This is a genomic window from Serratia proteamaculans (assembly GCF_008830365.1).
Classification (GTDB): Bacteria; Pseudomonadota; Gammaproteobacteria; order Enterobacterales; family Enterobacteriaceae; genus Serratia; species Serratia proteamaculans.
This window is the reverse complement of the sequence record NZ_WBKI01000001.1, coordinates 633,429-658,961: the sequence shown is the minus strand read 5'-3', so window position 1 is coordinate 658,961 and position 25,533 is coordinate 633,429. Positions and strand designations below refer to the sequence as shown.

Genomic DNA, 25,533 nt, shown 5'->3' with positions numbered 1-25,533 from the left:
GTCATTATCCCTCGCGCCCCATTCGCGGGTCGATCCACAGGTAGAGCAGATCGACAATCAAATTAACCATCACGTAGGCGAAGGACACCACCACCGCAAAGCCCATTACCGCCGGGAAATCCAGCGCCTGTATAGAATCCACCACGTAAGCGCCCATGCCCGGCCAGGCGAATACCGTTTCGGTCAGCACCGCACCGTAGAGTAGATCTCCCAATGCCAGCCCCAACACCGTTACCGAGGGGATCAACGCGTTCGGCAATGCATGACCCAGTACCACTCGCCAGTGCGAAAGGCCGTTGGCGCGCGCAGTACGGATGTAATCTTCCCCCAGTTGTTCGAGCATCGCCGAGCGGATTTGCCGCGCCACTACCCCGAGGTGAACAAACGCCAGCGTCAGCGCGGGCAAGATCAGATGCTGCAGGCTGTTCCAGAATGCTTCGCCGTTGCCGGTCAACAGGGAGTCCAGCAGATAGAAGCCGGTGATATGGGTGGGCGGATCCAGCCAGTCGTCCAGCCTGCCGCCGCCGGGCAATAGATTCAGTTGGCCATAAAAAAGGATAATGACGCCCAGCCCCAGCCAGAATGCCGGGGTGGAGATGCCGGTTACCGACAGCAGTCGTACCAGATGATCGGGCCATTTATTGCGATAAACCGCCGACACCACGCCGAGCGGCACCCCCAGCACTATTGCCAGCAGCAAGGCGCAAAAAGCCAGCTCCAGCGTGGCGGGAAAGAAAGCACGCAGATCCTCCAGCACCGGGCGGCCGGTGCGGATGGAAGTACCCAGATCGCCATGCAGCAGATCCAGCACGTAGCGGCCAAATTGCACATATAACGGCTGATCCAGGCCCAGTTGCTGGCGGATGTGCTGGACGATTTCCTCGCTGGCACGGTCACCGGCCAGTAACCGCGCCGGATCGCCGGGGATCAGGTGCGAGATGGTAAAGGTGATCACGCACACCCCGAACATCACCAGCACCAACCCCCAGCAACGCTGACGGATAAGGCTCCAAACGTTCATAGCGATTTCCCATGGTGCAGGGGCAGCCAAACGGCTGCCCGAAGAAGATTACTTACTCATCTGCCCAACGTTGAACACTTGCTCCAGCATCGGGTTATACACAAAGCCCTTCACGTCTTTGTTCATCGCCACCTGGTAGTTTTTCTGGAACAGGTAAACATAGGCCGCCTGGTCGATGACGATTTTCTGCGCCGCCTGGTAATCGCCGGTACGCACCTGTTGATCGGACACCGAAACCGCTTTCTTCAACAGCGCGTCTACCTGCGGATCGCTGTAGAACGAACGGTTGCCCGGCAGGCCTTTCTTGTCGGATTCGAACCAATAGTTCATGAACATGTAGGGGTCGGCAAAATCCGGGCTCCAATTGCCGATGGCGATGTCGTAATTCCCCTGGCCGATGCGGTCACGCATGGTGGCATTGGCCAGTTTCTCCAGTTTGACGTTGATGCCTACTGTCGCCAGGCTGGCCTGCACCGAGAGCGCAATCGCCTCCCAGTTTGGGTCGCTGATCGAGTACAGGAAGTTCAGTGAAGCGGGTTTATCCTTCACCGCAGCCAGAGCCGCCTTGGCCTTGTCCGCATCCTGGCTGTATTGCTGCGCGTTGGCATCGTAACCCCACATGCCTTCAGGGATCGGGCCACGCATCTGTTTACCATTGCCGCCGAGGATACCCTTCACCATGCCCTGGTAATCCACCGCGTAGGAAATGGCGCGGCGCAGATCAACCTGATTCAGCGGCGCTTTGCCGTTGTTGAGATATAAGTAGGTCACCCGCAGCGACGGATACTCATTGACCGCCACCTTGTTTTCACTCTTCAGCGCCGTCAGTTGGTCAATCGGCAGCGATTCGGCAATATCCAGGTCACCGCGTGTCAATTGCAAACGGCGGGTAGCGCTTTCACCGATGATTTTCACCGTCACGCGTTTAAACGCCGGTTTAGCCCCGCTGTAATGTGGATTCGGCACCAGCACCAGTTGCTGGCCTTTTTGCCAACGATCCAACTTGTAAGCACCAGAACCGGCGCTGTGGTTGGCCAGCCAGGCTTTACCCTCATCCGCCGGATTGGCCTTGGCAATCGCCGGGTTAACAATACCGGCCCCGTCGTTGGCCAGGGTGTACAGGAACGGCGCAAACGGCGTTTTCAAGGTAAAGCGTACCGTCAGCGGAGCCACCACCGTGACCTGTAAATCTTTCGGGAAAGCTTCGGACGGGCCCTGACCAATCTTCATCAGGCGTTCGAACGACCACTTCACAGCTTCGGCATTGACGTCCGAACCATCATCAAACTTGTTGCCGGGTTTGAGTTTAAAGGTCCAGACCAGCTGATCGTCAGAAGCCGTCCAGCTCTCGGCCAGCTCACCTTCCACCTGGGTCGAGCCTTTGCCGCCTTCGGTTTTGTACTGCACCAGCCGTTGGTAAGCCGGATAAGTCACCGTCCAGTCGTTGTTATCAATAGTGACCGCCGGATCCAGCGTTTGCGGGTCGGCCGCCTTGCCAATTACCAGCATGTCCTTGGGGACCGCCGCCTGCGCCTGACCTATTACCGCCAGGCCCATCGTCACTGCAGCCGCCAGAGCGGCGTATTTGATCTTATTCATAAACAAAGCTCCTGATGCGTTGAATGTGTGTTGTTTTAATCGTAAGAAAAACAGCCGAAGCGATCGGCCAGCAGCGGGTAATCCCCGGCGTTGGGCAGCTCAAAGTGCCACCATTCGCTGGCGATACCGCGAAAACCTCCGGCAGCCATCACCGCATTCAGCAGCAGCCGGTTGCGCTGCACCTCCGGAGGAAAATCTGGGTAAAACGGGTGGGAGCCTTCGCTCATCTCATCAAAGGCGGTGCCCATATCCAGTGCCGCGCCGTCGGCATCCAGTAGCGTCACGTCGATCGCCACGCCGCGGCTATGGTGCGAACCGGTTTGCGTGCTGATGACATACTGTGGGTCCGGACAGGCCAGCCACAGCAGCGCCTGCGCCCGCTGCGGCCGATAGGCGTCGAACACCAGCAAGGAAAAACCGGCCAGCTTCGCCGCCAACAGGCAGCGCTGCAGCCCCGGTAGCGCATCGGGATGCAACAGGCAGCGGTTCTCCAGGTAAATCGCCCGGCCGGTCAGATTGTCGGCGCTGGCGTATTTCAAATCGATCGGCAGCCCGGGAAAGGCCTCAGCCAGATCGATTAAAGTTACATTGTCACTCATTACGTTTTCCCATAGCGGTTAAGATTCAAATTGCCCCAGCTCTTTTTGCAGGCTGCGGTTGTTGGCCAGCCGTTGTTCCACCGCTGTGCCGCCCTGTTCCAACACCGAAGACAACAACAGGTTGAACAGGCAACTGAACGGCGCCAGCGAATCCCAAAACTGGCCGGTGTCGGTTTTCACCTGTAGCAGGTCAATCGGGTAATCCCGTGCCCACGGGCAGTAAATATCCGTGATCAGCGCCAGCCTTAGCCCACGTGCGCAGGCCGCCTGACAGAATTTCTGGGCGATAGTGGAATAAGCGCGGGTATCGGTCAGCACCAGATAAGGCGTGCTGAACTCAGAGTTGAGTGATTCCACATAGGTGCCGGATAATCCGTCGGCGTAGTAGACCTTGGGGCGCAGGTACTCCAGGTGGCTGTAGAAGGCGTTGGCGATGCCGCGCGTTGATTGAATGCCGATAACAAATACCGCTTCCGCCTGCGCCAACTGTCGGCTGACCTGAGCAAAGGCTTCGCCACCGGCCAATTGATAAACCTGTTCGATCGCCTCCAGTTCCAGCGTTAACGACTGACGAAGCTTTTGCGGTTGCGGCTGTTCACGCCGTTGGCGATAAGCTCCCAGACGATCGGTCACGCCCCAGGGCTGGTACAGTGCCGTCCCCTGTTCACGCAGCGTGCGTTTCAAATCATCAAGATTGCGGTAACCCAGGCTGCGCAGGTAGCGCCCCACCGATATACCACTGGTGGCGGTGCTGCGGGCGATGCTGTCGGCCGTTTCAAACGGCACCTGCGCCAGATTGGCCAGCAGGTAACCGGCGATGCGTTTGCCGGTCGGGGTCTGTACCGCAAATGACGCTTCTATTTGCGCGATCACATCAGGATGCTCTGCCATAGTTCGCCCGCTGTTGTTGAGTTGTCACCAAACCACCTTCTGTTACTCAGGTAACAGAGACTGATGATGACAATGCATGGCCTGTGCCAATTGCGGACTACTGGGGAAAAATTCTCGCGCGACGGCGGACGGCGGTGCAGGAACGGCAGAACCTGCGGTTACAACATGGTCATCAGTTGATAACTATTGCACAACATTTGGGCAATGCATCTGGCAATGCACCGCCGTGAACCCTTAATTTCAATTTCATGACCAGGCTTGCGAAACCAGTGCAAAAGTCTGCGCAAGAGAACAATCCGGTCTATGGCCCGTGCCACGAACCATGATTGTGGGCGTATCCACGCAAGGCAGACCGCGCTGGTTCAGCCATGGGCCAAGGCCGCAGCCCTGAGGCGTATCCACCCGCACGAACTGACCACCGCAGGGTTGGAACAGGGCGTCAATCAAGGCGATCGCATCGGCAGGATCTGACGCCACCACCGGGCCAATCATGCTGCCATAACCAAAACGACGCCGCAGGGCAAAACCGACGGCAATCCCCTGCCGCTCGAGCACCAGCGCCTGCCCGGCACCTGCCAATAACGCTACCAACAGCGGTTGACGCTGCATGCCACTGGCAAGTAAATCCAACTCACTCAGTAAGGCAATATCCGCAGGCAAAGCCGGACGAAGACTTAGCCCATTTGGCAAAGGTGCAGCATCGCGTAGCGGCAACTCCCGGCATTGATGCTGCGCCAGAGGGCCTTGTTCGACAAACCCCAATTGCTGATACAGCGGCTTGCCCTGATCGCTTGCCACCAATTGCAGCTGATAAGTGCTCAATGGCGCCATCAACTGCTGCATCATTGCCCTGGCGATGCCTTGCCCACGGTGCTGCTCCGCGACAATCACCAGCCCCAGCGTGGCACGGTGTTCGCCCCACAGCCAACGTAGCGCACAACCTGCTACCTCACCGCTGGCCTCGGCAATTACGCCTCCCCCCAACAACCACGCCTGCTGCCAATCCTCCAGCCGATGGGGCCACTGCACCTGCTGTGATAGCTCGAATACGGCCGGCAGATCTGTTTCGACCATGGGGCGCAACTTAATAGTCTGATTTTCCTGGGGCACGTTTGCCTCCTGATTCAATAAACATAGGGTCAGTGGGTGGCGAGAATCGCCCTATCACAAAGTATCAGATTTGGTTCTGTCTGGCGCATTGCTTGTGGCCTTAATATGGACTAAATTTGACACATTCGTTCTGCAAGGAGATCAGTATGAAAGTTGAAACCATTAGCTATGTAAAGAAACATGCCGCCGCGCTAGATTTGTCTGAACCTATTTTGGTTACGCAAAATGGCACACCGGCTTATGTGATCGAGTCTTATGAAGAGCGCAAGCAACGGGATGACGCTATTGCCCTGCTTAAATTGCTAACGCTGTCTGAAAAAGACAAAAAAGAAGGGAAAGTTTATACCCGCGACCAGTTACTGGCTGATATAGATAACTAATGCGGTAAAAAGGAGATGTCGCATGAAGGAACAGCTTGATATTGAGTATACCGCAACGGCAAAAAGCACCCTGGTCGAGATTATCCGTCATCTTAAAGCCAATAATGTCCCTCCGATCCCTGTCGTGGGCAAAATCATCAATGCGTTTGAAGCAAGGGTAAGTCAGTTCTCAACCGATTGTCAGATATGTCCTGAACTTTTAAAGATTGGCTGCGATAAATACCGTGAATGTAATACGGTAAATGGCTATCGCGTCATCTATTCGCTCGAAGACTCACTCATTACCGTGCACGCTTTTCTTGCACAAAAGCAGGATATTCAGCAAATATTATTCAATCGACTGATTGCGCCCTAAGCCCACCGGGCTCCCTGATATTCCCTCATTTTGCCACGCAAAAGCAAAGGTTCCCTGCCACCCGCGGTGGCCAAAACTTGCACCCTCGCCGATAACCCGTTAGGGTTAATTGTGATTTGCATCACAGTTTTAAGGTGCGTGCGGCGATAAATCCCCCTCTTGCTATCCCGCGTTAAAACAAAGTAATCCGCCTATTTATCAGCGAATTGTGCACGATAGAATGGAGATGAAATGCTGAAACTGAGTCCCGACCTGTTAATTTTTACCGATCTGGACGGTTCACTGCTGGATCACCACAGCTACCGCTGGCAAGCGGCGCAGCCCTGGCTGGATCGTCTGGCACTGGCCCAAACGCCGCTGATCATCACCACCAGTAAAACCGCCGCCGAGGTCTGCACGTTGCAACAGCAACTGGGGCTGAGCCACTGGCCATTTATCGCCGAAAACGGCGCGCAGATTGTCTTTCCCGAGGGATGGCACGACCAACCCGACTACCCGGCGAAAACCCTGGGGGTCGATTACCACAGCCTGACGGCAACCTTGCGGGCATTGCGCCACCAGACCGGTTTCGCCTTTCGGGGATTTGCCGATGTGGATGCCGCGACGGTGGCAGGCTGGACCGGCTTAACCCTGACGCAAGCCCGCCAGGCACGGCAACGTGCCGGTTCAGAACCGCTTCGTTGGGCAGGCACCGATCGCCAACTTGAACACTTTCGCACCCTGCTGGCGCAACACGACCTGCATCTGACCCAGGGGGGGCGCTTTTATCACCTGATGAGCCGAGAGGTCAGCAAGGGCAATGCTGCCCGCTGGCTGACCGTGCGTTATCAATTAATTCGGCGTCAACCTTTAACCACCCTCAGTCTGGGCGATGGCCCCAATGATCTCTCCTTGCTGCACGCCAGCGATCTGGCGGTATTGATCCGCGGCCAGCAGGCCCAACCGCTTAACTTACCGAACGACTTCTCCGGCCGGCTGTACCGCACGCAACAGCAAGGCCCACAGGGCTGGTGCGAAGGATTGGATCATTTTCTGCTTAACGGGAGATCTCTGCATGAGTGAATTTTATCAGGATGGCATCATCACCAACTTCCACAATCTGGCCCAACGTGACTTGGCCGAGCTGGAATATGAGCTGCAGGTGTTCTCCGGCCGCAACACCATGGGGTTGATTTTGCCTTCGCTCTATTCTGAACTGGAAGGTCCGGCGCTGGACAAGATCGTCGATACGCTGGCACAGGTGCCCTATCTCGAGGAAATCGTGATTGGCCTGGATCGCGCCAACCATCAGCAGTTTCTGCACGCCAAAGCCTTCTTCTCGCGCCTGCCACAGCGCCACCGGATTTTGTGGAATGATGGGCCGCGCCTGACGGCGATTGCCGAACAGCTCAGCGCCGAAGGACTGGCACCCAACGAACCGGGCAAAGGCCGCAACGTGTGGTTCTGCGTCGGCTATACCCTGGCATCGCGCCGCAGCAGCTGTGTAGCACTGCATGACTGTGACATTGTCACCTATGATCGTCGCATGCTGGCGCGCTTACTGTACCCGGTGGCAAATCCGCAGTTTCATTACGACTTCTGCAAGGGCTATTACGCCCGGGTGGCCGGCGGCAAGCTGAATGGCCGCGTGGGTCGGTTGCTGGTGTTTCCGCTATTGAAATCACTGCAAAAGGTTTATGGCAACTCGGATTTTCTCGACTATCTGCGCAGCTACCGCTACCCGCTCTCCGGCGAGTTCGCCATGCGTACCCATATCCTCAATGATCTGCGTATTCCCAGCGACTGGGGGCTGGAGATTGGCGTGCTGTCGGAGATCCACCGTAATACCGCCACCAACCGCATCTGCCAGGTCGATATCGCCGACCATTACGACCACAAGCATCAGCCAATGTCAGAGGATGACCCGAACACCGGCCTGCAACGTATGGCGAGCGACATTACCAAGGCGTTGTATCGCAAGCTGGCGATCCAGGGGGTGCCGATCACCAGTGATTCTTTCCGTGTACTGCGCGCCACCTATTACCGCACCGCGTTGGATATGATCGACGCCTTCGAGCACGACGCCAAAATGAACGGTCTGGGCTTCGATCGTCACAGTGAAGAATCGGCAGTCGAGCTGTTCTCCCGTGTCATTTCTCAGGCGGGTCACGCCTTTAGCGAAAATCCCGGTGACAAACCTTTTGTGCCGAGCTGGAACCGCGTACAGTCTGCCTTCCCGGACATTCTGCAGCAGCTGTATGACGCCGTGGAGCAAGATAATCAGCAGTAAACGCCCCCGCCGTTTGGCGGGTTTTACTTTTGTTCACTGATTTCGCCCAGCAACGCCTGATAACCGGTGTTATTATTACTCTGCTCAACAAATCCCTCCTAATTCAAAGTGGTACGACAAGCTGATGGAAGCGTGGAAACTCAATCTGATCTCGGTCTGGCTCGGCTGTTTCTTCACCGGGCTGGCAATGAGCCAAATCCTCCCTTTTCTGCCACTGTATATTGAACAGCTCGGCGTCACCGGTCACCAGTCTCTGAGCATCTGGTCCGGTCTGGTGTTCAGCGGCACTTTTTTGGTCTCGGCGCTGGTATCACCGCTGTGGGGCAGCCTGGCTGACCGCAAAGGGCGTAAATTGATGCTGTTGCGTGCTTCGCTGGGGATGGCGGTTGTGATTGCGCTGCAAGGCATGGTGACCAACGTTTACCAGCTGTTTGCGCTGCGTGCCTTGATGGGCCTGACCTCCGGCTATATCCCCAATGCCATGGCGCTGGTTGCGTCGCAGGTGCCGCGAGATAAAAGCGGCTGGGCTTTGGGCACCTTGTCTACCGGCCCGGTGACCGGAGTGATCGTTGGTCCACTACTGGGTGGCCTGATGGCTGACCATTTGGGGTTACGCGTGGTGTTTTTCGTCACCGCCGGGCTGATGTTTGTCAGTTTCCTGATTACCCTGTTCCTGATAAAAGAACGCCGTATCGAGGTGAAAAAAGCCGATCGGCTAAGCGGCAAAGCGGTATTCCAGTCGCTGCCCTATCCGACGCTGATTGTGACCCTGTTTATCAGCACCCTGATGATCCAGTTGGCCAACTCCTCCATCAGTCCCATTCTGACGCTGTTTATCAAGGATTTGTCCGGTGATAGCGGCAATATAGCTTTTATTAGCGGCATGATCGCCGCCGTTCCCGGCGTTGCCGCATTGATTTCCGCACCGAGCCTCGGCCGACTTGGCGATCGTATCGGTACCGCACGTATTCTGTTAGCGGCGTTAGTGTTAACCACGGTGTTATTCGCCATCATGGCGTGGGTGGAAACACCGTTACAGCTGGGGATCCTGCGTTTTCTGCTGGGTTTTGCCGACGGCGCCTTGATGCCTGCCGTGCAGACGCTGCTGCTGAAGTACTCTTCCGATCAGGTCACTGGCCGCATCTTCGGCTATAAGCAATCAAGAACTAAAATATTCTTTTATCTTCGTTACTCTTCAACTGTACTTCCGTGTCACTGACCTCCTTTTGATACAAGTATCAAGTCCTGCTTCAACCTCATAACGACCTGCAATAACATCACATACAGTGACTCTGTATAGAAAACATACTCACCACCTCTTGCAAAAGGCTAGTCCGAGTTGTACATTTAACCATGCTGTCTATCCAACCAGTACAATGGGAGTAAGGAAATACGATGAGCACTAATTCAGAGTCTTTTGCAAGTGTTGAACAGATAACCTCACGCCCAAATTATTCTTCAAATGTTAATATTACCGTTGAAAACTTTCATACCCTCGTAGGTCGATACCATCTTAGTGAAAGTGTTCAGTGCCAAGTTAAAAGTGACCATGGTATCTGTGGGAAAAAACATCAAATTGGCTATGTTGGAGTTACTCAAAATGGCATGGAAGGATTGATTGGTGGGTACTGCGGTGATAAGTATTTCAGTGAGCATACAATTTTTGTGCAGGAAAAAAATCGTATAGATGCCGAGTTAGACAGAAGAGAGAATTTAGAACAACTGCTTAATTATAAAGAAAACTTTTTTTCGTTAACTACTCGTCATAGCGAGTTAAAAAAAAGCATCGAATTAATTAAAAAAAGAGCTGATCACCTATACAATGGGTTCCCTGACATCGTTTTAACATACTTAAATCAAGCCCAAAAAACAAAGAATTGGGATTTACATATAGATGTATTACGACATTCTAGGGGTGAAAAAGGAATGACAAGCAATTGGTATATTGAGAAGCTATGCACTTTCGCTCCATTACCATCATCTCAAGAATATAAAAGTCTGTTAGGTCGAATTGAAAATCTGACAAATGTATTTAATGATGCATGTTCATCAAATATTGAATTACTACCAACCCCAAAACTAAAAGGTTTTGTAAGAACTCTTTCTGAATTTACCGACTTAGAAAATACTTACACAAAGTATAGTAAAGACACAACAGATTTCACTCAAGAAAATAGCTTGAACAACCTATATTTTGTCTGTGCTAACACAAAGGATAAGCTAGCAACCGTCAAAACAATAATGAGCCTTAAGAAAAACACCTCACTCAATGAGAATAAAGTAAAACTAAAATGTGATAAAATTGAGGAAAGTACTAAAGTCAAATTTGATAATTGCCCCGTCAGATGTAACAAAACCGTTATGAAATTTAAGAAGAACAGCATTGGTTAAATTTCATAAGTTTCCAAATGAGGCTTTTAAAAAAAGCCTCAATCGTGAAATTTAAGCGTTGTCGCAACAAATATCAAATTATTCACTTTTCCTTGATAAATCAATGAAACTCTTAGGTGGCTTAAAAAGCAATACTTTTGTGCCAGTTTTTGTAGGAGTTATAGACTTCACTAAATATTTCATAGCCACTTCGGGTAGAAGTGAGTGTTTTTTTACGAGATAACCACCTCTAACTTTTCCTATCACACCTTCTGACTCTAACTTTTCAAAATCAACAGTAGCGAGAAGCTTTGCTTTAGAAATTATATCTTTTATCAGCTCGTCCTTCGAACGCGTATCGTTTTCATCTGACATAGCCCCTCCAATATTCGTGCTATATAAAAAATAATTAACTACCACCAATCAATACTATCAGTACCCGCCATACATCATCAAGTGGTATTGGCGGGAGTACTAACCCACAGACCATCAGTACTGGTAGAATCACGTAATTCCATGCCACAATAAACGTTAGGACATACCCCAAAGCCTGCCGCCAAGTGAAACCCTTACGAGTTTCTTCGAGTGTAATTTGATTTTGTTCATGACTATTTTGTGCATCTAATTCGGCCTTACCTTGTTCCTTTTTCTGGAAGAAACTGAAACCAGTCTTGATCAAATCTATGATCGTTCCTATTCCAAACATTTTAGTATCCCAGTTGAATAAACCCAGAAGCACTTAGCCTTGACGAACAATTTTGTTTTATCAATGACAATGATATTTCGTTCAACGTCAAACAATGACCATTGGTACATGCTTCCAAGTTCTAGTTGTTGTTCTTTCTCAAAGATGATATTCATTGTTTCTTGTACATCAACTTTCATTTCAAGTTCTTCATTAATTAGCTTTAGTTGTTGCTTTAATAGTTTCTTGTACTTCTGACCAAGAAAACAAATATTAGTAGGTAGTGAGTTACCATCTGGTACTAAATCATTAATTAGAATTGAACGTGTGTCATCTTCATAGTGTTGGTCTTGCATTATCATTTACATTCTCCGAAAGATATATTGGCCTTGTAGGTCAGATAAAATAAGACGTGCCCCGGCTTCGGCGTTTGCGTAAAAGTCATAAACCATTTTACGTTTCTTAACCTCACGAACACCGACAACACGTTTAGAACGGTTTTTCTTACCTTTCTTTGTAGTATCAATCATTCGTTTCTTCCCACCCGAATCTACTATTTTATATTTACCGTTCCTAATGCCAGATTTCATTGCACTGATGTTCCCCTGTGCAGTGAGTTTTGCAACCGATGTAGGAACTATCTTTACTTGATTGCGTGGTTTCACAATAATATCGTGCAAGTACTTGGCCTGATAATCCTTCACTATGATTTCATTAACTGCACCTGTACTTGTTCTTTTGAATCTAAAAAGAATTGCATTACTTGTAAATGGTACTGGCCCACCGGCAATTGCAGCATTCATATCAATTTGCATTTGATTGGCAAGACGCCTTGCCCTGTTGGATACTTCCTTTAGAAAGTTCTGTCCAGCTCTCTGCCCCTGTTGATTAAGGTATACCCTTGCCTGTGGTATACCCGTTATCGTTCCTTGAAACCTCATGATAACCACCCTACTATCTCTTGAATAATGTTGAATTGCTCACCATTATCTTTGTGCAATCTTGATTTGGTCATTATTGCCTTATTGAGACAACCCCATTGAGTACCGAACAGACTAATCAACACGGTCTCACAGTTCACCGCTTGCTGTACCGTAGGGAAACACCATAGGATTTGTTTCTTATAGTTATGCCCTTCACAGATGTACTGATTAACAACTTTGCTACTACTGGTATAGATAGGCCAATTTGAGTCTTTGGTATCGTTAGACCTTTTCTTAATGTCTTTGAGTCCTTTATAGGTTTGTTTAACACCTATATAGTACTCCCCAGTACCGGGGAACTGAATAAGATACACAAATGCTGCACATTCGGGTACATCATCAATAGAGAAGTCGGGGCTGAACATTGTCCATTCACTGTCGTTGTTGTTCATAGATTACCCCCTAACTACATAGGTAATCATTGAATCAACGCGGTTTGGTGTTTGGCGATACCACTGAGAGTCTTTCACTTCAAGAATGGCAGTTGCATAGTTCTTATTGCTCAACGCCGCCAAGAATCTCTTAAACCCTCTTGTCTTCGTTAGACCTAATTGGAACACCATTAGTACTAGAAAATCATTCCAACGTGAATCACTCGGTAGATTTAGTTTTAATGCTTCTACGCCTCTACGTGCAATGGCAATATCTTTATCAAGTAATGTATCTGCCTGTTGCTCTGTTAAACCCTGTGAGTAGTTTTCATTAGCTAGTACAAGATGTCCGTAGCCAATAGTTAGATAACCACGACTATCTTTATACGGATAAAACTTACCCTCACGGAAATACTTCAATTTTGTTTGGTACGCTTTAGTACCTTCATATTCTTTTAATTTATTCACTAAGTCCATTGTGACCTCCATTTACTTTATTTATGGAAGACACAAAAAAAGGCATCGAAATGATGCCCTATATTATTTGCTATTGTTTAGTAGTGTTTTAATTTCTCTAATGTCTAACTTAACATCACTTAGATCGTCTTTGATTTTCTTGATTTCTTCAACATCATCACGAAGATCTAAAATTGTAAGTTCTACAACTTGTACTTTCTGTTCAAGTACTGAAATTCTATCATTGAAGTTCTTTTGATGACGGAAGTAACCCTTGAATAAAAACACAACAATAGGAATTATTACAACGGTTATTAACCATTCAGAACCCATAAGTATTTCCTTTATTATTGTACTACTGTATTTAGTATCCAGTGAAAGTAGCTAACGCGATCCTAAAACCACCAGTACCAACAGAATATGAAAAAGTATTTTGTGCTCGAGATACATAAGTGAGTTGAACACTACTCCCAGTCCATCGAGTCTGAAAACCTGAATAACCACCCGCTGTACCATCGAATGACACGTTAGCTGGCATTTGGCTAATGCAAATCCACGGATTAAAACCAATCGGTTTTGTTAACACGGTATCCTGTAGATCAAATCCTGCGGGTACATCAATAAAATCGACAATACGAGGCATAGTACCGGCACTTGCCGCACTCCATACTAGCCTTCCACCACCGTCAAACACATCCAGATAGCCACTTTGAAGTTGTCCATTAGCTGTTGTTCTCATGAACTGCCCACTGTTGCCCTCAAACAGCAAGGCACCCGGCATACAATAACTTCCCCGGTTGAACCTAAACCAAGTAAGGCCAGCATCAAGGGGGAATGTCTGTGAAAGGATACCTAGAGTACTTCCATTTCCAAACTGACTATTGATTAAGAAGAAACCAATGTCTGTAAGTGCTGGAAAACCTATTTCAGTACTGAATGCCGTGCCTTTGGTATTTGAATCAATAATTTGATTCCCTGCCGTATTAAAAACTTGAAATCCACTCATGCAAAAGTATACACCTCTATTGTTATTGTCTCTGCGGTACCATGTCCTGTTGGAAGATATCGGAGGGTAAAACCATCTGTACTGGGAATACAACTGTATGTTCTATAATATAACCCTACTTGAACTGCTATCCATCCATTGGGCCGCATACCACCAAAGGGAACCCACCAAGAAGTAGTTCCGGCGGTGGCATTAAAATTAACTGTCCCTGCATATCTCATTGAATAGTCGCCAATGTCGGCGACCATTTGCCCGGAACCGTTCCAAGCTTGTAAACCCTGTGCCATTACCAAAGCCCCATTCTTACGCGTAATACGTTATTTTGATCGTATACTTCTATTCTGTTATTATTTATAACCATACGACCACCAGAGTTACCATTGATATAGAAAGTACCATCTTTGTTAATCTGCCAGCCTGCACTATTTGGAGAGTAGTTGTTACTTTGGATAGTGTTACCTATCTTCGCATTCGTGATTTCGCCATCAATAATTTTTGCAGCGTTGATACTGGCATTGGCAATCTTGGCATTACTGACCGCCAGATCCTTAATCTGTGCAGTACCTATAGCGGCGTTTTGGATCATGGCGTTCTGTAAGTAGGTAGTACCGCCCTGTATAACAAATGGGTAGACCTTAGTACTTTCTGCTGCTGAACCAGAACTAATTAAACTGAACCTATCAGCAATGATTGTGAATACTGATTCTGTCCCAGAGTTAGCTAACCCAATACCCGATACATAGCCATTGTTGTTCACACTCACAGTCCAACCGGTATAACCTGCCTCATCAATAATCTCTTGTTTAACTTGTCCAAACTCAGATGACCCAATGATCCAATCAATCACATCGTCGTTTAGCTGTGAGTGCGGCACGGATGTTTGTTGCTTGTACGGTACTGCAACCGTCCACATGATCCCGGCAGACCCGAACACATCATATTGACCGGCCCGGATGTAGTACTGACCATCGGGGACACTCGCCCAGTACATGAATTCTGCATTGGTTGTGAATGTCAGAACGCCAGAACTAAAATCTTCACTAGCACTGACTTGGAACATGATCCCGGCGTAGTCGATTGGTCGATTTGAATCACTCCACTCGAACACCAAAGAACCAATGCCCGATTTGATAGATAGACCTTGTAGCAACGGAGCCTGCGGGTTATGCACTGTGAACTTGGTTTCATCCGAATAGGTTCCAGCATTGAAGCCCTGAGCCTTAACACCGAACGTTACTTGACGGCCTGTGTAGTCCCCTTGGTTCATTGCGAACGTATAGCTAAAGGTGTTACCAGTGACCAAATAGGACTTTCTCTTGGTATTTGACGAATCATATACAGTGACTTCATAGTACTTAAGATAATCTCTCATCGGCTTACCGTTGATTATCAAGCTGCTTTGATCGTTCCATTGAATATTGAAATCGGCTGATTCTGTACTGGTAGCACTGTCCATAGCATTTACTAGGGTTAAACCTGTTGGAGCTGGCAAAGTAAAATTAAAGTCCGGTACAAGCCCATTCACAGTTAATTTATTACTCAAGAATCCAAGATTGTTATATGCAGCTACTGCAAAGTCATATTTTACATCTGCAACCAACCCGAATAGCTCATAGTCTGTTTGATATGGTGAAGTACTTCCCACATATGACCAAGCCGTTGTGCCGGTTTCACGATAGTAAATGTAGTAACCTCTTAGATATTGATCGGGGCTTGCATCCCAATCAATAATAACAATCTGACCATTAACTACACCGCCCTTCTTGCTAACTTGCAGGTTAGTAGGAGGACTAACACCAAGCACATTATCAGTTATAGACCCCGGTGGAGACCATACGCCCGGATCTTTACCATCATACATTGCAGCATTATATTCAACGCATGTTAATTGGCAGTACCCTATGGAATCTTGGCTTGTACTAATGTCTTTGCTTAGTACTCGATATTGCCCATTGATACCAAACTCATTAACCTTTATGTTAATAACATCCCATACCTTAAGATCCCAACCTTCACTTGTAACAAATGAGATTGTATTCTGTGAGTATCTAGATTTTAGTAGTTCAACATTAACTAACTTGCTTAGCTGAGTCTGGTCATAAATCCACGTATAGTCCCTTGCTAAAGCGATTACTCTCCCATCACTACGTACAACATCATCTTGTGAGATATCACTTGGAATACGCATTACATCTGTTGCATAACGTGAATATGGATTCTTATATGATGCATCGATACAGTTATAATAATCAGTACTACCACTTGTCGTAATGCTTACAGTTCCGAATATAGTACTTTCATCAAATGAAGCTACCGGTAACGATTTAATGTCGAGAGTCATGAAAATCTTACCGGCATGAACATACATAATTCCACCGAAGGTCTGTAACATCTTCTCAATGTTACTTTTATATGACTCTTGATATGAAACAGCACCATTAGACCATAGATTATTTGAAACGCAGTACTGTGCAGCACTACGGAATGAAGGCAGATCGAATAGATTAGGATCAAGTCCCATTCCATAAATAGAGTTCGTCATGTAGTCGTAGATTTGACTAGGGGCATTACTTGAAGGACGTTTGACCATATCATTTAGATCAATTATCTCTAGCCCTTTCATTTCAACAATCATTACATAGTTATCATTAACAAGTACTGTATTCTCTAAAGAATCTTGTGTTTTTTTAATGACAGTACTGATACTTACGACATTATTACCTAGGAATGTGTCATTCCATTTTGGCCCGGCATATTGTTTTGGGAGTGATTTACTATTTGTATACGTACCGCCAAAACGTACTTCAAGTTGAAGAATGTCACGGTACTTTTCATTGAATGTGTTTTTATCAACGATGCCTTCTGTAGTGATTGGTGAAGTTAGAATTGGCTCATCATCAATGTAGATTTGATTAATGTACTTTGCTACACCCCCCATAGAAATTGCATGTTCTGTGAATAGATATTGTGAACTATCATCTTGAATATTAAACCAAGGAACGATAGAACCTGTTTGAATGAAACTACCATTACCATTTATATCTTTATCTGGGAATTGCCCACCATATATAATTGGCATACCTGTTGCTGGAGATGTCGAACGACTAACACTTGTCGCCGAGTCGCCATAACCCGTAGCCGATCCCGGTAGTTGTGCCATCATTGAAGAGCTTACAAGAGATGCTGCCCCTGCTGCGGCTCCCCATCCCATAGCGGCTAAGGCAGTACCACCAGAAAAATAAACGGCGGCTGCAACAACGACGGCTGTTATAATCGAACCTAATATTCCCCCGCCTGAAATTTTACCCATATTATTATTTCCTTTTTATTCTGTAGAACTTGCCATTCCGTGGCACATCCAATTTAAATTTGTTATGTCCTTCATCAACTACAAGAATCCGATTACTTACATACACACTCATTTGTAGTGGGTCTTCATCATCAATCCAAATATCACCGGGAATTGGATATTCTGTTTGTTCGGCATGTGGAAGTATGAGTTGCGATGTGTACTCAACACCGAGTTTCTTTAGTTGGCTTTTGCCTTTTCGCAAAGTGTCATATGTACAAGTACTGACATAATCAGTACCAGCTAATAGATCTAATATTTTCAAAGAAAGAATATTGCAGTCATTGGTTCCAAGTACATAATCTTTTGCGAGAGCATCAGAACAAATATCAACAATTTTATTTGTTACGTTATAATCCATTACTTATATTTCCATGTTTGCCCCGCGTTCACTTGTCCAAGTAGACTGAAGTAGTTATCACCGGGGTTGTATGATTGATGTACTGAGTTAGCCGCTAATGTTCGTGGTTGTACATCAAGCTTCTTATAAACACTATTTAGGTTAACGGTCATTTCGTTCTTTTGGTCTTGAGGGTTTGCTTCTGCTGTGATGTAGTCAATGAATCCCGAGAACATCATTGAACTATACAGTACTGAATTGTCTGCTGGACTTAGGATAACCAAATAGATATTTACTTTGGCATCTCGAAAACCACCACTTAGTGCAAGTACTCGAGAACTGTCATTCACGTTAGATACTTTAAAGCTAATCGAATTATTACTAATCCCCTTCTCTTCATTGAAGCTGGGAAATGAGTCGCTAATTAGATCTGGAAAACTAGTGTATGGTGTACCGTTCAGATTTATATCTACATAACTATCAGTCCAATGAATACCGGGTAGTGATGTAGGGAATACATCGACGCACTTACAGTGAACGCCAAGACTCATCAATTCAGTTATGGTTAGTTTGGTTTTATTACCACCACGTGTTAGGTTCCAGTACGCCAACAACGTGGGGTTTGCTAATAGAGTATCCATTATAAATTCTCCCTCGCTGTTAGTTGTACTGACATAACATTACTAATTGGTAACTGGTACTCGTTATCTGGTAGTAGTACAAACTCGCCCTCAATGGACGTATAACGCATTATTTCATTTGTCTGTACGTTGGCACGTAGATTGGGGAATATTTGAATAGTGTTACCTGTACGCCCGATTATGCGGTATATTTTCCTATGGTTTGAGAACTGAATAAGAGTACCGATTTCGAGTGTATTTGCAGTAGTACTAACTTGATATGTTCCCTTTGCTGCTGGTGATGTTGCACTTACCGCCCCCACTTGAGAACCTTTATAAGTACTTAAATGTCCAAGTGCCATTGCAAATGGTTTGCCTTGTGAATATTGAGAGACAAATGCATGATATTCTGCTACGTCTTTTTGATTGAAAGACAATCCAAACTGAATATTGTAATATTGAATACCAGTACTGCGAGTGATCATTGCACCAGTCCAAGATTCATTTGAGTATCTTGGTTCAGTACTGGATAATGTCACATTGTTTATTTTTATGTTATTGGTGAATGCCGCCATTTTATTTTCCTTGATTACTCATTGCAGGATAAAGTTTCCTTCTAGATATATTTAGCAATGAAAAAGCCCCAGTGAAGGGGCCATATATTTAGAGTTTAGGATTTAGGTATTACGGGTCTGAGCACTTCTTACGGCTTGGTTTACAGAGTTTGCGTGTTTCTTCAACATTGCATTGAATTTCGCATCATCTTCACTAACATCACCCTGTACGATTAAAGGTGCATTGATCGTGTACTCATTCGAACTGGATTTATTAGAATCGCTTTTATCCAAGAACTGTTGAAGTTGCTCATTCTGTCCACGACTAACTACGCGTTCCCCTGCCTGTAGAATCCAAGTACTGTCTTTACCCAGAGAGCCAGGTACTGACTCAATACCACTATGTGCTTGTCCCTGTGCAGTAGTTCCACGTGCAGTACTGATAATGCTGGCACCCATAGTGGCTATCTGTGCATACGCTGCCAATGAGGCCGGGAAAGGTGTTGCTAGTGCTTGTGCCAATGCTGCTTGGATGCTTAATACAGTCTGTGCAATCGTAATGCCCTTTTGTACGGCAAATGCTGCCTTAGCTGCACCAGAACTTTCACCAAAGACTCCCGCTAACATAGTACCGAGATCACCGGCAGATGAACTGATCATTGCCATTTGAGATCGAGTATTCTCAGTAGCTAAATCCATTGATTGGCGTGCATACTGTGCTTCTATTTGAGCTTTTCGCTTTTCATAGTCCTCAGTACCACCAAGTAGCTTCTCATTGAGTTGCATTTCAAGGTTGTACTTTTCATCAAGTTCAGCCTGTTTCTGTGCAGTACCATCATACATAAATGGGTTATCACCATTGATACGTTGTGATTGCTGGTCTGCGAGATAAGACTTCTGGCCTTGGTTTAAAGTGAGGCCGCCGCCAAGATTTTGATTAAGGCTTTTTAGGTCTTGATTCGGGTCAGTACGACCGATCATTTCATCGGCGAGTTTTGCCCTCTGCATTGAAGTACTGCTAGATGCCTGACCAAGTAGCTTGTTGAGCTGCTCTTGTGTCATTCCAAGAGTATTGGCACTTTCCCTAATTTTGTCTTGGATTTCTTTCTGTTGGCGTTCAAAGGCTTTAATTCGAATATCACCCTCAGTTTCACCAATCTGGCTAAGTGCCTGTTCTAGGTTCTTTTGTGCCTGTACTCTCTTTGCTGCTGCTGCCTTAGCGGCGGCTTCTGCTTTTGCTGCGGCAGATTTAGCGGCTGACTCTAGTTTCTTTCGTGCTGCTTCTGCGTCTTTTGCTTCTTTCTCTTTGTTTACCCAACCATCCTTCGGAGCTACCTTCTGAGTATTGTCTTTAACAAACTTCATCATTTCATTAGTTTGTTTTTCTAATCGCTCTGTCGCCGCATTTGAATAGCCTACTTCTTGAACACCATCAAGATTTCTTGCCCATTTTGCAAATGCAGTATCGCCGCCGTAGTAGAATTTCTTCATCATTTCAATGAAGTTATTGCTAGTCCATTTTGATGAATTCATCACATTAAGAATGTCGTTCAATTCATCAACCGTACCGGCAAGTGCATTAGCTTTCCACAACTGGAATGTTGTACTAAGTGCGTCCACCTTCTTATCGAATTCGGCGTACTTTTGGGCATTCTCATCTGTTAATTGGATATGTTGTTCTTGGATGGCATTCATCAGATCAGTTTCGTTCGAGTACTGCTTCATGATTTCAACTAGTTTACTGCCATCAGAACCAAGAGTTTCCAACATGTTGGTGATTTCGGCAGTACTCTTGCCGGCCTTTTGCATTTCATAGAATGAATTGGCTAATGCTCTAATACCACCATCGGACTGATTTAGGTACTTGTTAAAGTCCTGCAACTTAAGCCCGTATGCTTTCATATCTTCGGCTGGACCTGAACCATCCCGAAATGCATCACCAAGGTGATCAAGTACATCCCTATTAATATCGGCGTACTTTTCCATATTAAGGCCAACACCATAGAATGCTTTATCCATTTTTTGGAGCATTTCAACAGAGAGTCCGGAAGCTTTAGAAATTTCATTCAATTCACGCACATAGTTATTTGAGGCCATGACAAGGCTAGTAATTCCAGCTACTGCAAGCCCTGCACCACCGGCAAATCCAACTAGGCCACCACCGAAACCATTCATTGATTTATTGAATTTTTCAAACATGCTAGCAGTGTTACCGAGTACTCCACCGGCTTGATTACCAAATGTGGTAAGTGCGGTAGTACCTTGATTCAAGGCATTATTAAGACCTGTGGTATTTCCTGTTATTTGAAAATTAATTTGATTGCTATTATTTGCCATCTTTTTTCCCTAATGCCTGCTTTTTAATTAATTCCCCAATTTGTTTAATACTATTTTGTTCTTTTTCGGTTTTCTTCTTCTTGTTCTCTTCTTCACGTTCTTTCGTAGTCAAATGACCATCAAAGATACCAAGAAAATCCCAGTCATCAACACGGGCTTCTTTACGACCTTTTTCGGATATATTCGGAGAAGTACAAAGAATTAGATTGCAAAGATTGGCGTACTTGATCATGTCAATTTTTGCCCCATTAGGTTCAATAAATTGATCGAAAACCACCATTGCAGAAAATAGTTCTGGCGTAATTTCATTTAACTCTGACAGGGAAAGCCCCCGCTTTGTTAACATCTTCAATGTAAAACGTAGCGAGGGGTCAGATATTATTTTTTTTCCAATTCTTCGACTTCATTGGATTTCTCTGACATGAGATCGACTACAAGTTGGAAGAGTTCATTGGCAAGTACTGCATCGATTGCGTTAACATCAATACGACCAGTAATTTCACCATCACTAAAAACAGGGTCGCCGTTCTCGTCTGTCACACAATGAATTAATGTCTGTTTTGCAGTTGCTAAGCACTGCTCAACATTAGACATAGTTGGACGTTTGATGAATAGCTTTTGACCATGAAATTCAACTTCATGTAGCTTTGGTTTAAGTGCTTTTAGTAGTTGGTCAATATTCATATATTACTCTCCAACTACAGGTAGTACACCACTTGCTACGGCACCTTGATCTACTGCTAGATTGAATTTCTTAGTAACAACTGCATCCTTATCGCCAGCGATTGTAGTACTTGAAACGAAGCAGTTATAAACCACATAGAACCCAGTAGTATGAGTTGCATCTTCGTAATAACTCAAGCGTACTTGAATGCGTTTTTGTGAGTCTGCGGCTGTTTCTAACTTCTGATGTACTTCATCATCTGGTAGATAGTTAACAGTTAATTCAATATCTGGTACTGATTTTGTGCCGAGTAGTTTACGGTTATATGCACTATTAAAAGTAACCACTTCGATTACAGCAGATTCAAAACCGGATGTTGTGAATGTTGCAACTTCTGGTACTGTTTCAAATGTAGTTGAAACAACTGTACCGGCAGTGCCGATTTCTACTTTTAGGTTAGCACCTGAGAAAATATCCATTTTATATTCCTTTATATTTGACGTGGGGAATTCCTTTCCCCACCGTATTTATTTATTTAGTTGTTTTTTTTAGAGATTCAACTTCTGCTGCTAAATCTTTTGTAGCTGCTAATAAAAATCCAATCATTGCTAATGGATCTAATGACATACTGCCTCGATCATCATCCATAACATTTACACAATCGGGGATTACATCAATAATGTTTTGGGCGATTACACCATATGAATATGATTTCCCTTGCATGGTATGTTTAATATCATCTTGGTCAGTCCAATACGTATCTTTAAACTTGTATGAAACTGGCTCTATTAAATTCAATTTATCTAGTGCAGTACCTAAAACAATTGGGGAAATGTTTTCTTTTAATCTTTTATCAGAATCAAAGAAGTTTATTCCCTTGTTCACTCCATCAACATCAATCGTCACGTATGTGGGTGTCACACTAGCAAATGCCCGTACACGGCCGCCAACTGATCGGAATCCTTCTGGAGCTAATAAGGTGCTGTCGGGGCTAAACGTAAATCTGGCTCGCTCTACTGTATTCGCACTATTAATCAAACGGATCCAAAAACCACCACCACCACTTTCTGGATTATTAATAAGCGATGAAACACCAGTTCCCGGTTGTTCATTCCATAGCATATATGTGCCTGCGTTTTTTAAGTCAACATTCGCAGTACCGTTTAACACACCAAGCCCGCCTAACAATTGCCCACCTGATTTCCCACCTACTGTATTCAGGCGAGTATCATTACCTTGTGCAACAGTGCCCGCTGAAGTCCCATATGCTAAACCAAGATTAGTTCTTGCACCTGCTGCATTATTTGCCCCGGAACCACCACTTGTAATTGCCAGTGGAGTACCCAATGTTAGAGAACCTGAAATATTTACATTAGTTCCCGACATTGTTAAGTTTCCTCCTGATGTGTAGATCATCTGGGGACTTGAAACATTATCACCATTTGGGCGGAGGTAGATGTTAGTACTACTTCCAATAATTAAGTCACCGTTACTGTTTGCACGAACTTTTGAAGTATTTAAATTCAGTATTGCATCAGCATTAGTAGCTGATAGTGTCATTCCCTTTAACGTTAAAGTATCAGAACTCCCCAACCCAAGGTTAGTTCTTGCGGAAACTGCTGTAGTAGCACCGGTACCGCCATTAGCAACGGGGATAGTTCCAATATCACTTGGTTGTAGCACAATATCAGTACTTAACTCCTGTCCATTTACTTTGAGTGTTTTCTGTACAAATGTATCATCGGACTCATCTTTACTGTATGAACCAATATCATTAGGTTGTAATACGACATTAGTACTTAATTCATGTCCATTTACTTTTAGTGTTTTAGGTACAAATGAACCATCGGACTCTTCTTTACTATATGAACCCACATCACTAGATTGCAAATCGATGTCAGTACTCAACTCATATCCATTAATTTTTAGTGTTTTTTGTACGAATGCATCATCTGACTCAGCTTTACTGTATGACGGTACGTTTAATACATTGTCTAAACCCAAATTTGTCTTCGCAGTACCGACATTACTTAAATCGCTCAAATTTGAGGATATTGTTAATTGTGCATTATTAGTTACATTGCTTAATCCTACATCACCCTTCACTAAATCAATATTACCTGTGAGTGGATATCCATTGACTGTTACTGTTCGCTGTACATACCTACTGTCAGCCTCATTACTGGAATAGATACGCGTCCATGCGGTAGACGAGTTGCGTGCATACAGTTTAAGATCGCCGGACTCAGATATGACAAATCCAGATTCTCGACCTTGGTTAGTTAGGCCAATACCAATTAGATTTGCTGATGCTGGGCTTGAAGTACTTGGGATTTGAATAAAACCATTTCCTGCCATTGGTAGTTGATACTGTGGTATGTCTACACCATTACTACCAACACCAAAATCGCCGAGCCGGAGTACTGGCTGAACATCTGCAAGGCCTTGTGCAACGATAGTTTCTGGAGTGAAGATAAATGAACGCGTTACTGCTGAATCTTTATCACCAGAATCTGAATACGATGAAATATAGCCATTTAGTAAAATGAATGCCTCTTGATTTTCTGCTTCTTCATATTGTACTTTTACTTGAAGTACTGATTGGTTTTTGGCGGCTTGTGTTAGATATTGGTGGCTAATATCATCTGCTATGAGATTCACGGTAATTGGAAACGCTTCTATAGATTTATCACCCATCAGTACGCTTGTATAGTCACTATCATATGTTTCAATTTTTGCTGCTTGATTCTGTATTGCTACTGCTGGAAATTCTGCTATCTCATTGACCTGTTTTAATAATGATGATGATGGGGAACTGTTCCCTACGTCCGAACTATAAAACACCTTGAGATTAACACCAGTTAATAAGTTATTATTCATGGTTAATCCTTTATCTTGTTATTTTTCTATCACTGAGATATTTAGTGTGAAAACTCCAGTACATGTACCAGTAGTTTTATCTTGATGCGTGTCTTGATTACTAATAATCCAATCTACGATAATGAAATCTTGGCGGAAAACATGTGGTACTTCCACCCGAAAATATTCAATAATCTCCGAGAAACGAATCATGAATGAATTCTTGTCTTTCTCTGTTCCATTAACCAATACAAAGTCAATTGAATAGTTACCTTGCTGGCGTAGATTCATATTTGCATATAACTGTTCAGAGGTTGTCCCCTCACAAAACAAACGTTCATTCAGTCCTTGACCTTGTGCAAGTGGGTTTGTACTTATAGAGAAGTTTGATAACAATGTGTTTACTGCTTTATTAATATTCAGAATCATCAAGTACACTCCTATAAAAGTAATCACTTACACCCGAAAGATCGTCATCAATGTGATAAATTATCTGTTCTTTTTTGTCGATAACAATTATTGAACCTACTTGTAAATTTGGGTCAGTCCTTGCCGTAAAATAGTATTCATGAGTGAATACCGAATTATCAGAACCTTCTAAAAAAAAGGAGCGGACTTCCTTTATGGCTAGAAAGTCCACTCCATTGTAATTTAAGGTTTCCCCAAATGAATTAAGTAGGGCATATACTTGTTGTATTTCAAATGCCCTCATAAC

At 45.4% G+C, this 25,533-nt stretch carries 29 protein-coding genes and 1 pseudogene; 6 read left to right on the top strand and 24 right to left on the bottom strand.

The window, feature by feature from the left end:
- Nucleotides 1-4 precede the first annotated feature (4 nt).
- From F8R23_RS03220 to F8R23_RS03200, 5 genes are all read right to left on the bottom strand, one after another.
- A complete protein-coding gene (locus tag F8R23_RS03220) occupies nt 5-1,021 on the bottom strand; it encodes an ABC transporter permease (protein WP_085116706.1) in 1,017 nt (338 codons plus the stop codon).
- A 48-nt stretch (nt 1,022-1,069) separates the two neighbouring features.
- On the bottom strand, nt 1,070-2,620 hold the full coding sequence (locus F8R23_RS03215) for an ABC transporter substrate-binding protein (RefSeq protein WP_129934712.1): 1,551 nt from the start codon (nt 2,618-2,620) through the stop codon (nt 1,070-1,072).
- Nucleotides 2,621-2,655: 35 nt separating this feature from the next.
- Nucleotides 2,656-3,219 carry a D-alanyl-D-alanine dipeptidase gene (ddpX, locus tag F8R23_RS03210; protein WP_151415258.1) on the bottom strand — a complete coding sequence of 188 codons (564 nt, stop codon included), beginning with the start codon at nt 3,217-3,219 and terminating at the stop codon, nt 2,656-2,658.
- 18 nt (nt 3,220-3,237) lie between these two features.
- Nucleotides 3,238-4,110, bottom strand: coding sequence for a MurR/RpiR family transcriptional regulator (locus tag F8R23_RS03205; RefSeq protein ID WP_151415257.1), 873 nt, complete (start codon nt 4,108-4,110; stop codon nt 3,238-3,240).
- A gap of 246 nt (nt 4,111-4,356) precedes the next feature.
- Nucleotides 4,357-5,184: a GNAT family N-acetyltransferase gene (locus F8R23_RS03200; protein ID WP_244953373.1), complete on the bottom strand. Its 828-nt coding sequence runs from the start codon at nt 5,182-5,184 to the stop codon at nt 4,357-4,359.
- A gap of 182 nt (nt 5,185-5,366) precedes the next feature.
- Here F8R23_RS03200 and F8R23_RS03195 point away from each other — a divergent pair, with 182 nt between their 5' ends.
- The 6 genes and pseudogenes from F8R23_RS03195 (at nt 5,367) to F8R23_RS03170 (ending at nt 10,615) form a co-directional block, all read left to right on the top strand.
- Nucleotides 5,367-5,600 (top strand): type II toxin-antitoxin system Phd/YefM family antitoxin, encoded by a 234-nt coding sequence (locus F8R23_RS03195; RefSeq protein ID WP_012145071.1) that lies wholly within the window; start codon nt 5,367-5,369, stop codon nt 5,598-5,600.
- A 22-nt stretch (nt 5,601-5,622) separates the two neighbouring features.
- Nucleotides 5,623-5,955, top strand: a complete 333-nt coding sequence (locus F8R23_RS03190) for a type II toxin-antitoxin system RelE/ParE family toxin (protein WP_129934714.1) — start codon at nt 5,623-5,625, stop codon at nt 5,953-5,955.
- A gap of 231 nt (nt 5,956-6,186) precedes the next feature.
- On the top strand, nt 6,187-7,017 hold the full coding sequence (locus F8R23_RS03185; protein WP_129934715.1) for a mannosyl-3-phosphoglycerate phosphatase-related protein: 831 nt from the start codon (nt 6,187-6,189) through the stop codon (nt 7,015-7,017).
- Nucleotides 7,010-8,224 (top strand): glycosyltransferase family protein, encoded by a 1,215-nt coding sequence (locus F8R23_RS03180; protein WP_129938102.1) that lies wholly within the window; start codon nt 7,010-7,012, stop codon nt 8,222-8,224. Before F8R23_RS03185 ends, F8R23_RS03180 begins: the two co-directional genes overlap by 8 nt.
- A gap of 124 nt (nt 8,225-8,348) precedes the next feature.
- Nucleotides 8,349-9,410: pseudogene (locus F8R23_RS03175) on the top strand (multidrug efflux MFS transporter); the annotation flags it as partial.
- A gap of 209 nt (nt 9,411-9,619) precedes the next feature.
- Complete coding sequence (locus F8R23_RS03170; RefSeq protein WP_151415255.1) at nt 9,620-10,615, top strand: hypothetical protein; 996 nt, start codon at nt 9,620-9,622, stop codon at nt 10,613-10,615.
- A gap of 78 nt (nt 10,616-10,693) precedes the next feature.
- On the opposite strand, the gene F8R23_RS03165 is transcribed toward F8R23_RS03170, so the two are convergent.
- The 19 genes from F8R23_RS03165 to F8R23_RS03075 all read right to left on the bottom strand — a co-directional run bounded on the left by F8R23_RS03165 (nt 10,694) and on the right by F8R23_RS03075 (nt 25,530).
- The gene (locus tag F8R23_RS03165; RefSeq protein WP_151415254.1) at nt 10,694-10,969 is read right to left on the bottom strand and encodes a hypothetical protein; all 276 of its coding nucleotides are present in this window, start codon (nt 10,967-10,969) and stop codon (nt 10,694-10,696) included.
- A 34-nt stretch (nt 10,970-11,003) separates the two neighbouring features.
- Nucleotides 11,004-11,300 (bottom strand): hypothetical protein, encoded by a 297-nt coding sequence (locus F8R23_RS03160; RefSeq protein WP_151415253.1) that lies wholly within the window; start codon nt 11,298-11,300, stop codon nt 11,004-11,006.
- Nucleotides 11,288-11,641 carry a hypothetical protein gene (locus tag F8R23_RS03155; RefSeq protein WP_151415252.1) on the bottom strand — a complete coding sequence of 118 codons (354 nt, stop codon included), beginning with the start codon at nt 11,639-11,641 and terminating at the stop codon, nt 11,288-11,290. Before F8R23_RS03155 ends, F8R23_RS03160 begins: the two co-directional genes overlap by 13 nt.
- Entirely contained in the window at nt 11,642-12,220 is a 579-nt protein-coding gene (locus tag F8R23_RS03150; protein ID WP_242506411.1) for a hypothetical protein, read from the bottom strand.
- On the bottom strand, nt 12,217-12,654 hold the full coding sequence (locus tag F8R23_RS03145) for a GIY-YIG nuclease family protein (protein WP_151415251.1): 438 nt from the start codon (nt 12,652-12,654) through the stop codon (nt 12,217-12,219). Before F8R23_RS03145 ends, F8R23_RS03150 begins: the two co-directional genes overlap by 4 nt.
- A gap of 3 nt (nt 12,655-12,657) precedes the next feature.
- Nucleotides 12,658-13,110, bottom strand: coding sequence for a glycoside hydrolase family protein (locus F8R23_RS03140; RefSeq protein ID WP_151415250.1), 453 nt, complete (start codon nt 13,108-13,110; stop codon nt 12,658-12,660).
- 63 nt (nt 13,111-13,173) lie between these two features.
- Nucleotides 13,174-13,422 (bottom strand): DUF2746 domain-containing protein, encoded by a 249-nt coding sequence (locus tag F8R23_RS03135; protein WP_129938095.1) that lies wholly within the window; start codon nt 13,420-13,422, stop codon nt 13,174-13,176.
- Nucleotides 13,423-13,453: 31 nt separating this feature from the next.
- Nucleotides 13,454-14,095, bottom strand: a complete 642-nt coding sequence (locus F8R23_RS03130; protein ID WP_151415249.1) for a hypothetical protein — start codon at nt 14,093-14,095, stop codon at nt 13,454-13,456.
- A gap of 286 nt (nt 14,096-14,381) precedes the next feature.
- A complete protein-coding gene (locus F8R23_RS03125) occupies nt 14,382-17,405 on the bottom strand; it encodes a phage tail tip fiber protein (RefSeq protein WP_151415248.1) in 3,024 nt (1,007 codons plus the stop codon).
- Between the two features lie 4 nt (nt 17,406-17,409).
- Entirely contained in the window at nt 17,410-17,805 is a 396-nt protein-coding gene (locus F8R23_RS03120) for a DUF6950 family protein (RefSeq protein WP_151415247.1), read from the bottom strand.
- Nucleotides 17,805-18,425 (bottom strand): DUF2163 domain-containing protein, encoded by a 621-nt coding sequence (locus tag F8R23_RS03115; RefSeq protein ID WP_151415246.1) that lies wholly within the window; start codon nt 18,423-18,425, stop codon nt 17,805-17,807. Before F8R23_RS03115 ends, F8R23_RS03120 begins: the two co-directional genes overlap by 1 nt.
- Nucleotides 18,425-18,979: a hypothetical protein gene (locus tag F8R23_RS03110; RefSeq protein WP_151415245.1), complete on the bottom strand. Its 555-nt coding sequence runs from the start codon at nt 18,977-18,979 to the stop codon at nt 18,425-18,427. Before F8R23_RS03110 ends, F8R23_RS03115 begins: the two co-directional genes overlap by 1 nt.
- 102 nt (nt 18,980-19,081) lie before the next feature.
- A complete protein-coding gene (locus F8R23_RS03105; RefSeq protein ID WP_151415244.1) occupies nt 19,082-21,295 on the bottom strand; it encodes a hypothetical protein in 2,214 nt (737 codons plus the stop codon).
- Nucleotides 21,285-21,641 carry a hypothetical protein gene (locus F8R23_RS03100; protein WP_151415243.1) on the bottom strand — a complete coding sequence of 119 codons (357 nt, stop codon included), beginning with the start codon at nt 21,639-21,641 and terminating at the stop codon, nt 21,285-21,287. Before F8R23_RS03100 ends, F8R23_RS03105 begins: the two co-directional genes overlap by 11 nt.
- Nucleotides 21,642-21,673: 32 nt before the next feature.
- Nucleotides 21,674-21,979, bottom strand: a complete 306-nt coding sequence (locus tag F8R23_RS03095) for a hypothetical protein (protein WP_151415242.1) — start codon at nt 21,977-21,979, stop codon at nt 21,674-21,676.
- Nucleotides 21,980-21,982: 3 nt separating this feature from the next.
- Nucleotides 21,983-22,438, bottom strand: coding sequence for a phage tail tube protein (locus tag F8R23_RS03090; RefSeq protein ID WP_129938086.1), 456 nt, complete (start codon nt 22,436-22,438; stop codon nt 21,983-21,985).
- 52 nt (nt 22,439-22,490) lie between these two features.
- Nucleotides 22,491-24,839 (bottom strand): tail fiber domain-containing protein, encoded by a 2,349-nt coding sequence (locus F8R23_RS03085; protein WP_151415241.1) that lies wholly within the window; start codon nt 24,837-24,839, stop codon nt 22,491-22,493.
- 18 nt (nt 24,840-24,857) lie between these two features.
- Nucleotides 24,858-25,247, bottom strand: a complete 390-nt coding sequence (locus F8R23_RS03080) for a hypothetical protein (RefSeq protein ID WP_151415240.1) — start codon at nt 25,245-25,247, stop codon at nt 24,858-24,860.
- A complete protein-coding gene (locus F8R23_RS03075) occupies nt 25,231-25,530 on the bottom strand; it encodes a hypothetical protein (protein WP_046373732.1) in 300 nt (99 codons plus the stop codon). Before F8R23_RS03075 ends, F8R23_RS03080 begins: the two co-directional genes overlap by 17 nt.
- Nucleotides 25,531-25,533 lie beyond the last annotated feature (3 nt).

Bases quoted from the DNA above. Each gene is read 5' to 3' on its own strand.
- F8R23_RS03125 (WP_151415248.1), bottom strand. From the start codon at position 17,405: ATGGGTAAAATTTCAGGCGGGGGAATATTAGGTTCGATTATAACAGCC.
- F8R23_RS03075 (WP_046373732.1), bottom strand. From the start codon at position 25,530: ATGAGGGCATTTGAAATACAACAAGTATATGCCCTACTTAATTCATTT.
- ddpX (WP_151415258.1), bottom strand. From the start codon at position 3,219: ATGAGTGACAATGTAACTTTAATCGATCTGGCTGAGGCCTTTCCCGGG.
- F8R23_RS03185 (WP_129934715.1), top strand. From the start codon at position 6,187: ATGCTGAAACTGAGTCCCGACCTGTTAATTTTTACCGATCTGGACGGT.
- F8R23_RS03090 (WP_129938086.1), bottom strand. From the start codon at position 22,438: ATGGATATTTTCTCAGGTGCTAACCTAAAAGTAGAAATCGGCACTGCC.
- F8R23_RS03195 (WP_012145071.1), top strand. From the start codon at position 5,367: ATGAAAGTTGAAACCATTAGCTATGTAAAGAAACATGCCGCCGCGCTA.
- F8R23_RS03110 (WP_151415245.1), bottom strand. From the start codon at position 18,979: ATGGCGGCATTCACCAATAACATAAAAATAAACAATGTGACATTATCC.
- F8R23_RS03085 (WP_151415241.1), bottom strand. From the start codon at position 24,839: ATGAATAATAACTTATTAACTGGTGTTAATCTCAAGGTGTTTTATAGT.
- F8R23_RS03120 (WP_151415247.1), bottom strand. From the start codon at position 17,805: ATGGATTATAACGTAACAAATAAAATTGTTGATATTTGTTCTGATGCT.
- F8R23_RS03115 (WP_151415246.1), bottom strand. From the start codon at position 18,425: ATGGATACTCTATTAGCAAACCCCACGTTGTTGGCGTACTGGAACCTA.
- F8R23_RS03170 (WP_151415255.1), top strand. From the start codon at position 9,620: ATGAGCACTAATTCAGAGTCTTTTGCAAGTGTTGAACAGATAACCTCA.
- F8R23_RS03095 (WP_151415242.1), bottom strand. From the start codon at position 21,979: ATGAATATTGACCAACTACTAAAAGCACTTAAACCAAAGCTACATGAA.
- F8R23_RS03190 (WP_129934714.1), top strand. From the start codon at position 5,623: ATGAAGGAACAGCTTGATATTGAGTATACCGCAACGGCAAAAAGCACC.
- F8R23_RS03130 (WP_151415249.1), bottom strand. From the start codon at position 14,095: ATGAGTGGATTTCAAGTTTTTAATACGGCAGGGAATCAAATTATTGAT.
- F8R23_RS03155 (WP_151415252.1), bottom strand. From the start codon at position 11,641: ATGATAATGCAAGACCAACACTATGAAGATGACACACGTTCAATTCTA.
- F8R23_RS03105 (WP_151415244.1), bottom strand. From the start codon at position 21,295: ATGGCAAATAATAGCAATCAAATTAATTTTCAAATAACAGGAAATACC.
- F8R23_RS03080 (WP_151415240.1), bottom strand. From the start codon at position 25,247: ATGATTCTGAATATTAATAAAGCAGTAAACACATTGTTATCAAACTTC.
- F8R23_RS03150 (WP_242506411.1), bottom strand. From the start codon at position 12,220: ATGAGGTTTCAAGGAACGATAACGGGTATACCACAGGCAAGGGTATAC.
- F8R23_RS03135 (WP_129938095.1), bottom strand. From the start codon at position 13,422: ATGGGTTCTGAATGGTTAATAACCGTTGTAATAATTCCTATTGTTGTG.
- F8R23_RS03100 (WP_151415243.1), bottom strand. From the start codon at position 21,641: ATGTTAACAAAGCGGGGGCTTTCCCTGTCAGAGTTAAATGAAATTACG.
- F8R23_RS03220 (WP_085116706.1), bottom strand. From the start codon at position 1,021: ATGAACGTTTGGAGCCTTATCCGTCAGCGTTGCTGGGGGTTGGTGCTG.
- F8R23_RS03205 (WP_151415257.1), bottom strand. From the start codon at position 4,110: ATGGCAGAGCATCCTGATGTGATCGCGCAAATAGAAGCGTCATTTGCG.
- F8R23_RS03180 (WP_129938102.1), top strand. From the start codon at position 7,010: ATGAGTGAATTTTATCAGGATGGCATCATCACCAACTTCCACAATCTG.
- F8R23_RS03165 (WP_151415254.1), bottom strand. From the start codon at position 10,969: ATGTCAGATGAAAACGATACGCGTTCGAAGGACGAGCTGATAAAAGAT.
- F8R23_RS03200 (WP_244953373.1), bottom strand. From the start codon at position 5,184: ATGGTCGAAACAGATCTGCCGGCCGTATTCGAGCTATCACAGCAGGTG.
- F8R23_RS03215 (WP_129934712.1), bottom strand. From the start codon at position 2,620: ATGAATAAGATCAAATACGCCGCTCTGGCGGCTGCAGTGACGATGGGC.
- F8R23_RS03145 (WP_151415251.1), bottom strand. From the start codon at position 12,654: ATGAACAACAACGACAGTGAATGGACAATGTTCAGCCCCGACTTCTCT.
- F8R23_RS03160 (WP_151415253.1), bottom strand. From the start codon at position 11,300: ATGTTTGGAATAGGAACGATCATAGATTTGATCAAGACTGGTTTCAGT.
- F8R23_RS03140 (WP_151415250.1), bottom strand. From the start codon at position 13,110: ATGGACTTAGTGAATAAATTAAAAGAATATGAAGGTACTAAAGCGTAC.